The 8,284-nt window shown below is 41.2% G+C and carries 7 protein-coding genes; all 7 read right to left on the bottom strand.

Annotated elements, in window-relative coordinates; translation table 11 throughout:
- Positions 1 to 276 precede the first annotated feature (276 nt).
- A complete protein-coding gene (locus VB741_RS25510; protein ID WP_323368044.1) occupies positions 277 to 1,038 on the bottom strand; it encodes a sulfotransferase family 2 domain-containing protein in 762 nt (253 codons plus the stop codon).
- A 367-nt stretch (positions 1,039 to 1,405) separates the two neighbouring features.
- Positions 1,406 to 2,521 carry a glycosyltransferase family 2 protein gene (locus tag VB741_RS25500; RefSeq protein ID WP_323368043.1) on the bottom strand — a complete coding sequence of 372 codons (1,116 nt, stop codon included), beginning with the start codon at positions 2,519 to 2,521 and terminating at the stop codon, positions 1,406 to 1,408.
- A gap of 298 nt (positions 2,522 to 2,819) precedes the next feature.
- Positions 2,820 to 4,136 carry an O-antigen ligase family protein gene (locus VB741_RS25495; RefSeq protein ID WP_323368042.1) on the bottom strand — a complete coding sequence of 439 codons (1,317 nt, stop codon included), beginning with the start codon at positions 4,134 to 4,136 and terminating at the stop codon, positions 2,820 to 2,822.
- Between the two features lie 94 nt (positions 4,137 to 4,230).
- Positions 4,231 to 5,166: a glycosyltransferase family 2 protein gene (locus tag VB741_RS25490; RefSeq protein ID WP_323368041.1), complete on the bottom strand. Its 936-nt coding sequence runs from the start codon at positions 5,164 to 5,166 to the stop codon at positions 4,231 to 4,233.
- A 49-nt stretch (positions 5,167 to 5,215) separates the two neighbouring features.
- Entirely contained in the window at positions 5,216 to 6,481 is a 1,266-nt protein-coding gene (locus VB741_RS25485; RefSeq protein WP_323368040.1) for a lipopolysaccharide biosynthesis protein, read from the bottom strand.
- A gap of 98 nt (positions 6,482 to 6,579) precedes the next feature.
- A complete protein-coding gene (locus VB741_RS25480; protein ID WP_323368039.1) occupies positions 6,580 to 7,674 on the bottom strand; it encodes a polysaccharide biosynthesis/export family protein in 1,095 nt (364 codons plus the stop codon).
- A gap of 75 nt (positions 7,675 to 7,749) precedes the next feature.
- Positions 7,750 to 8,284: tyrosine-protein kinase family protein (locus VB741_RS25475; protein WP_323368038.1), on the bottom strand; the 535-nt coding region annotated here is incomplete at its 5' end.

The raw sequence follows: 8,284 nt of genomic DNA, 5'->3' as shown, positions 1-8,284 counted from the left end.
TGATGACCACCGTTACCAGCTTAAAGGCTCAGAAACGCTCGATCTTTGACTTCCTGACCGATGCGTTAAAAGCCTCTCGACATGGTTCTCCTGCACCTTCATTGATCCCTGAAGGAGACTGACCCCCTGAATCTTTACGAATGTAGGCATGTTTTTAACGAAACATGCCTACATTCAATAACTCATTCAAATAATATTTTTAAGGCTATTGACTAAAATAAATTTATCAATCAAGCACTTCAAACCTCAAAAACTCTACATATGAGAATTTCGTCATCAAAGACTATAGCCAAAGGCTTCCATGTCCTTCTTATATTTTTCTGTCAGAAAATTAATATCATCAAGACTAAAGTACTGTCTCCAGTCCTTATATTTTCTTTTACTTTTATTGGACTGTTTTAATGGAGCTGAGATATTCAGTTTCTGACAAATGTAATCCCAATCGCTGTTAATATCCTCTAACTTAGCAACATAGTCAACAATCAAATTTTCTCCACTTTCATCAGAGAGTTGTTCAAACTGAGTCATGGCTCCATAGGACTGCCAACACTCATTCGTGTGAATAAAATCAGATATTTTTTTACTATTCATACAAGCAACTATCTCAGGCCACCTGAAGGCATCATATAGCTTCGGCAGCTGAGTCAAAGCTGGGGGTATTGGACTAATTTGGTCCACAAAATACATTAATTTTATCGCAGGTCCCCGGTATCCTCCCAAATAATAAGTCTGCAAATACTCATAGAATGAAACCATCCGATCTATAGGATGTCTAACTACTGTAAAAGTAAAATACTCACGCCAAACTTCGTCGCCCATCATCGCCTTAATTTCAGCGGCCGATGAATGCTTATAGATACCAAACTTCTTTTGATACGACTTCTGTAAACGTTCGCCGTACTTAGTACTGCCCAACATAACATCATTCCACTGCATCTCTTTATCCAGAGCACGCTCAATACTGGTACCGCCACACTTATGCAAATGGACAAATACAAATTTCTGACTGTTAGAAATAAATGTCACTTCATCAACCATAAAACGACGTTGAAAATTTATATCTATTAAGCCTACTCAATAGATAACTATACTAATATTTCAGACGGAAAAGCAAAGACATTTGTTCCGTCTAGCGAGAAAACTGCACGGGGTTAGAGACCTCAATAATCGCGGCGGTAGACGTCGAACAACTCATCGGCTACACGCTATCGGTGCAACAGGAACCTTTTGCCTTTTTCCATGGCCTCCTACAAACGGCGGAAACTCAATCAGCATCTGTTGGACAGGTTTATTCGCGACTTAGACGAGACTTTGATTAAATCACATCCTAACTATTTAAGTCTTTGTGGCTACCAGATTCTAGTCTCCTAATTCTGTTCAGAGTATTGCTATACATAGTGTTACATCAAAATCCTTTAGCAAAATTCATCGCAGCTTGTTCCAGATGAGCGTAAACCTTCTTGGGTGTTAAATAGAGAAAGTAAACAGCTCCAAGAGTAATCAGCGTTTTTCTAGGTTCTTCATACAAAATCCGAATGTCACTAGAGATCGACTTATGCAACATTTCCATAGCCAATGGCGCATCTCGCATACTGACAGCGCGACGAGCAATATATCGCTGAAAATAAGCCTTAGCAAGACTTACGGAATCACCCAACACTTCTGGATAAGCCTTAGAGTACTTATCAATAATCCTCTCCAGATATTCGTATTGGGATAGGGCATTCGCTGACAAACCACCACTATTGATGCGATAAAGTGTCAGTAGCTCGGGAATACCCTCACAGGCCCAATCGGTTTCCAGTGCGATTCTTAGCCAACACTCAACATCCTCAGCCCTTTTAAAGCTTTCATCAAAATAAAATGTCTCTTCTTCACCATGAAGATGATCTATAAACTCAATGTCCTGAAATACCTTCCTTCTAAATACTGGGGATGAACCATTGCCAATGGGGTTACGACGAAGAATATAGTCAGGCGTAATATTTGTGACCTTTGTGGGAATTTGCTTTAGCCCCGTTGGATTATCCTCTTCATCAATTAGTAGAGAATAACTAAAGCTAATGCCAACATGAGGATTTTTTTCTAAATGACTAACATGCTTCTCAATTTTATCTTTAGTCCACAGGTCATCGGCATCAACTAAGGCAACATAATCACCAGTTGCGTTTCTTATGCCAGTATTGCGAGCTCCTGCAAGACCACGATTGGCTTGTTTAATAATCTTAATTCTAGGATCATTGAACTGATGACAAATTTCAATGCTGCGGTCAGGTGATCCATCATCTACGATGATTATCTCAAGTTTATTATAAGTTTGGTCTAATACTGAAGAGATTGTTCTTCCTACAAATTTCTCAGCATTGAAGACTGGAATTACGATTGACACTAGTCTTTTATTCACTATAAAGCCTCTAATTTGCAAAAATAATTTCCAACTCAAACAAATATGTAAATATATTAAAGTAAATAAGGTGAGTTTTAGAACTATCTGAGTTAGGAATATTTCAAAGGCAAACATTCCATGGGTATACGAATAAGGTTGTTATAGATTTTTTCTCCTTTAAAGAAAGCCCTACATAGGCAACCAAATTCAGAGTCATACACTCATACATGATTAACATGCCAAGTTCAGGAAATAATAATAGCTAGACATTGGATATTCAAGTTTTTTATCTTTAAATATGAAATAAAAAATATATTAATCCGGCAATCATACAAAAGCTGTCTCATGTCATAGACCTTATGAAATTAGGGGTTCAACTTATCCATTCTGCCATAGCCCTGCCGGGATAATAGAAGCTTTGCTAGGTTTAAATTTAGACTTTGGAAAACTCTCGCGGTATCTCGGGAACTAAGTCATGCGTCTCATTGGAATTATCATCTGACCATTTAGATAAGATTTGAATGGAAGATAAAGATGCCCAAATGTAAAGAATCCAGGAGTCGCCAACGAAAAGATTACTCTCTGTGATGTTACTTAATATTAGAAAAACCATCATAACCGCAGGATATATCGCATAGGATTTTTTCGTCATTCGAATTAATTGAAGCGACCGAAGGAACGTTATTAGAAAACTTGAAAAGAATAGAATCCCTCCGATCCATCCTAAATTTAACAAAACCTCGATAAACCCATTATGAGCATTGGGCACAGGCCACCCAGCTATCTGTCTGACAATATCAGCTGGAGCACCATAGGGTCCCCAGAAGCCATTATAGCCATAGCCTAGAAACGGCTTTTGCGAAATCATATGAAATAAAGCAGGCCAAATATCACTGCGACCTGATAAATCTGTCCCTTTTCCAAATGCCCCGAAGAACGCATCTGCATTAGTTTGTATATAGAAAATACCTAGTCCTGCCGTTAAGGTAATGGAACTAACTGCAACCACCATAGACCGGTAACTCAACATCAATGCATTGCAAACAAAAAATGTTAGCGTCATTGTCGCTGTCGCCAATAGCCCCGTTGTTGATGTAGCAGCTACAACCAGGAAAGCCGATAAAACCATAGAACCAGAAATCGCTAGCTTAGCTCTACCTCGAAAGATTTCTGTATATTGAGTAATGAGAAGAAACACTGTAGTTAGGGCCATTTGGGCACCCAACTTATTTTTATGGGTATATACGCCTCGCCAAGCTCCTGTATGGGGTGCATCATGCATAATTCCATACTTCGGTAGCAATACACCAAAGAGAAAACAGACAACGGTATTTATACAGAGTGCGATTATTAAAAATTTGACCTGCTGCTTGAAGCTAAAGCTCAACGAAAAATACGCAGAAAAGGCTGTTGCCCCGATTAGAAGAATGCTTCGCCGTGACGAAATATTGGGAAATACTGACCAATTAGAAGAAAGTACAACCAACAATAAAAATACGATTAAAAGCAATGCTTGAGGACTCGACTTTAAACGAGTCACAATCATTTTCCAACGTAGTAATATCCCCAAACAGGATACGGCATGAAGTGCCGTACTTATCCCTGGGAGTAGAAAATTGGAATCTGCCTCTGACAAATCAACTAGTTGACCAGCACCACCACCAGTAATTAGGTGAATGGGATTGCCAAGGAAGAACCACAGTCCAAAACAGACAAAAACGTATTCTAAATACCTCGGAATTCTAAGCACGACACTACACCCTATAATTAAACCTATTGTACGAGAGCAATTTTAGTCAGCCAAACTTATATTTCAGGACCACTCTTGATAATTTCTGCAGCATTTAGATACTGAACTTAAATAGGTTAAACGTGACTAGTTTGAAGTAAAGAAGCAATGCGAGTAAAACTGATTTTGGGTTCTTGCAAAAACTCTGCCAGTCGCTTACTAATGCCCGGTTAATAAACGTGACACCTAGTAATGCGGAAAGATTTAAGCGTAGTGTTTGGCGAGCTAAATATTGCAGTTGAGCGGTTTTGGCAGCACTATAATGCTGATCGACCAACTCAGGAGCCTTTTGACGAGCTTTTTGCATTAATGTTGCCCATCCGTCTTCCATTTTTATCAAGGTGGAGGATAATCCAGATGAGTGCAGGCGATATTGAACTAAGACTTGATCAATACCATCTATTGCCCAGGCATCTTGAAATGAAAGCCTGAATAGGAGGTCTATATCTTCGTTATACTGCATTGATTCATCAAAACCGTTTAATTCTTGAAAAACGTTTTTTCGAATCACAAGGTTAGATGTTGTGACAGTTGGATTACTGTAGAACAAATCTTGAGGCTGAAGCTTATCAACTATATTGTTGGTCGTTTTTTGAGTAGTTTTACCATCGGATTCGATCAGTTCAACCCGTGAGAAACTAGCCCCCACATTAGGATGGGCGGCCATATAGTCTGCGTGGACTGCCAGCTTATCTTCTAGCCAGAGATCATCCGAGTCAAGAAATGCTATTAGCTCTCCTTTAGCTAGCTCAGCACCTAAATTTCGAGCGACAGAAACTCCTCCATTTTCTTTAGAGATCAGCTTGACCCTGGGGTCTAATTTGCAGAAATCATTAACGACTGCGTTCGTTTCATCCGTTGATCCATCGTCAATAATCAGTAACTCCCAATTTGCATAGGATTGATTTAATACAGACTGAATCACCTGGGGCAAGAAATTAGCCGCATTGTATGCTGGAATAACTGCGGAGATAAGGGGTGTTGAAATCATGGGAATATACTTGAGATTTTTTAGAGGCTATAGTCAAACACAATGGGAATTATGAAAGGAAAAGAGATTTTGACCCAGAAAAAACGGATTTAGAAACAAAGAGGGTAAAGAAAGGTAGGCACACAAGATGGACAGCTAAGACAGCCACTGCTACTGCGGTAATATTGAATTGAGCAGCAATGACGATGGAAATGGTTAGCAGAGTTGTAAAGAAAATATTCCACTTCAGTCCATCCATACCTCGGTTAACCGTTAGTAATAACTGCTCAGCAACTAAGGCAAAGGGTCTGGGTAAGCCTGATATACATACAATAATTAAAATGGGAATGGCGGCCATCCATTTTTCACCAAAGACAATGGGTACATATATGGGGGCCAGACTACTTTGCAGCATAACTAGTGGGAAGATAATAGCTGCACAAATCGTGAGGCTGCGAATATAACTCTTCTTCAACGTAGAGAGCTTGTCGCGGGCTTCACATAGATAAGGAAACACTGAGTTAGACACCATATTAATGGCTGTCAAACTTAGTCCTAGTCCTGCATTAAAACTAAAGAAGTAGAGTCCAAGTTGCTCAACACTAAAGAAACGACCGATTAATATGTAATCTATATTTGAGCGAAGGTAGTTAAGTAGTTCTATGCTCAATGGGAATTTTGAGAAGTCAAAAATTTCTTTATAGCCTTTGAGGGTAAATTTTCCACTAGGCTTCCATGGGTGATTCATTCTATAGATTATTAACCAAGAACTCTGGGAAATAACTATTGGAATCACAATACTCCAAATGCCCATACCCATTAGGGCAAAAACAACTACTAAACACTGGCTGATCAATGCATCTATAGCGGTTGCGATCGCACCAATCTCTAACCTATTTTCACGCCGAATTAATGCATCTTGAACGGCATAAAATGGATTGACCAGATAGGTCGTAGCCGCCACCATGATTGGCCAGGCTAAACTGGGTTCTTTGTAAAAGAGAGCGATGGGAAATGCCAGTAAACACTGAAGGGCAAAAATGGTTAGACAAAGCATCCAATTTACCCAATAGGATGTATTTAGCAGGCCATCCAGTTCTTCCTTACTCGCTTGAATTAGTTTAGGGGCAATTCCTCCTTTTTGAATAAAGACATTCGCAAAGTCAGTGATCGCATAGATAATTGCGATGAGACCATACTCTGTAGTCGATAGGACACGGGACAATACAACAACCAGAACGATACGTATAACTCGCCTAAAAATCTGGCTGGCGGTAAGCCAGCCAAGATTCTTGATCAACTTGTCCGACAACAAATGCTTAATTTTTTTGAGCATATTAAACGGACCTTAAAAAATATTTTCTTCGCTACACTTAATTCACAGATAAGGAACTATCTCAGTTTGTAGAATAGCTTAACAAGACCGAACAGTGGTTAAAAGTTAAATATCCGGAAAAGGAAGTTCAACGGATTGACTATTCGGGCAGCTAAGTCTAAGACTGATCCGCTTGTTGTTTTGGGTACAACAACAACATCTCCATCTTGAATCTGGTAGGTGTCTACTAGATTTCGAAGGTCGACAACCTCCTGCATTACTTCACCCGTAGTGTCGTCCATGCGAACAAAGACAACTTCTTTGAGCCTGGCATCATCTGTAGGGCCACCTGCGATCGCAACAGCACTAGACAGAGAACTATTTGGAGGTACCGCAACTTCGCCAGGTCGGGTTACCTCACCCACCACTCGAACCCGAACCGTATCCGGAGCTAGGCTCGATGTCGCCAGTAAACGGTTATCAACCAGTTCTTCTCCTTCTGGCAAACGAGGAACAAATACCAGATCCCCATCCCTCAACAACATTTCTTCAGGCACTGTGGCAGACCAGAGAGCATCCCAAAGATTGACGTTTGTTCTCACAGTATTGCCATTTGGCAACTCGCGAATCACCACTACCTGGCGAATATCCGCTGTCCGTCGAATGCCCCCAGCTTGCACTAAGGCTTCACTAATATAGGGGGGAGAATAAGCGGCTGCCCCGGTAACATCAGTTGCACCTTGAAGCTGAAGGGGACCTGGACGATAAACCTCACCCGCCACATTAATCACAACGGGCCGTAGCGCATTTAAACTAACGGAAACAGCAGGATCCACAAGAATTGTGTTTAAGACACGGGTCAGGTCTTGGGTCAGCTGATCGGTGGTTTTTCCAGCCGCCATCACTTTGCCAACAATAGGCAAAATAATCGTTCCATCAGGCAAGACCGACATCGGCCCCGTATATTCAGGAAAGCTGTAGACACGCACTTCAATTCGATCCCCCGGTCCCAACAAATAAGAGGATGAGGCATAATCGCGGGAAACCGTATTGGTTGACACCGCACTATCTCTATTATTAAAAAAAGGTAGTGTGGGATCTTCGGGCGGTAGTGCCGGTAAAGATTGAGCAAGCGCTGCCATCGGAGCAAAGCAGATCAGCCCCAAGAGTAAGGGCATGGCTGATCGAATCGGGTTATAGCTAAGTTGAGCCATTTTTAGTTAAAGGGATTTGTATGACCTAGATTTGCACCATTGTCAAAGGCTATGCATAGAGCCCCACTCCTTCTCCTAGCGGCGACTGTTAGCATTAACCTGACTGTTAACGTCATGACTATCACTGGACACGTGCATGAACTTTGCTGAATTCTGATTTAGCACATAGTCCTGATTCTTAGAGAAATAGTGATCAGGCCTACCCTTCACATCAATGCCGTTAGCCACTAGACCGAGCACTTTCTGTTGAGACTGGGACAACATTGTCTTTGTGGCAAAGATGCTATCAGCATCCGCCCGACCGGGACGCATGACCAGCAAAATTCCATCAGTTTCACGTCCTATCGTAAGGGCGTCCGCTAGACCTAAAATCGGTGGCGTGTCGATAATGATGTAATCGTAGGCTTTCTCACAGGCCTTTAGAAGAGGGGCAATATGCTGAGATTCCAGAATCGCCAGGGGGTTAGATGGAATAATGCCCGTCGGTAACACATGCAAGTTGGGTTCTTGAAGAACAATAGCGTCCTTAAGGGCCACTTCACCCACCGCAAAATTACTCAAACCCTGTACATTAGGCAACCCCCAAATAGCGTGCTGAGCAGGTCTACGC

The organism is Leptothoe sp. PORK10 BA2 (genome assembly GCF_034932105.1).
Taxonomy (GTDB): Bacteria; Cyanobacteriota; Cyanobacteriia; order Phormidesmidales; family Phormidesmidaceae; genus Leptothoe.
This window is presented reverse-complemented; position numbering and strand designations above follow the sequence as displayed.

Bases quoted from the DNA above. Each gene is read 5' to 3' on its own strand.
- VB741_RS25480 (WP_323368039.1), bottom strand. From the start codon at position 7,674: ATGGCTCAACTTAGCTATAACCCGATTCGATCAGCCATGCCCTTACTC.
- VB741_RS25485 (WP_323368040.1), bottom strand. From the start codon at position 6,481: ATGCTCAAAAAAATTAAGCATTTGTTGTCGGACAAGTTGATCAAGAAT.
- VB741_RS25510 (WP_323368044.1), bottom strand. From the start codon at position 1,038: ATGGTTGATGAAGTGACATTTATTTCTAACAGTCAGAAATTTGTATTT.
- VB741_RS25490 (WP_323368041.1), bottom strand. From the start codon at position 5,166: ATGATTTCAACACCCCTTATCTCCGCAGTTATTCCAGCATACAATGCG.
- VB741_RS25500 (WP_323368043.1), bottom strand. From the start codon at position 2,521: ATGTTTGCCTTTGAAATATTCCTAACTCAGATAGTTCTAAAACTCACC.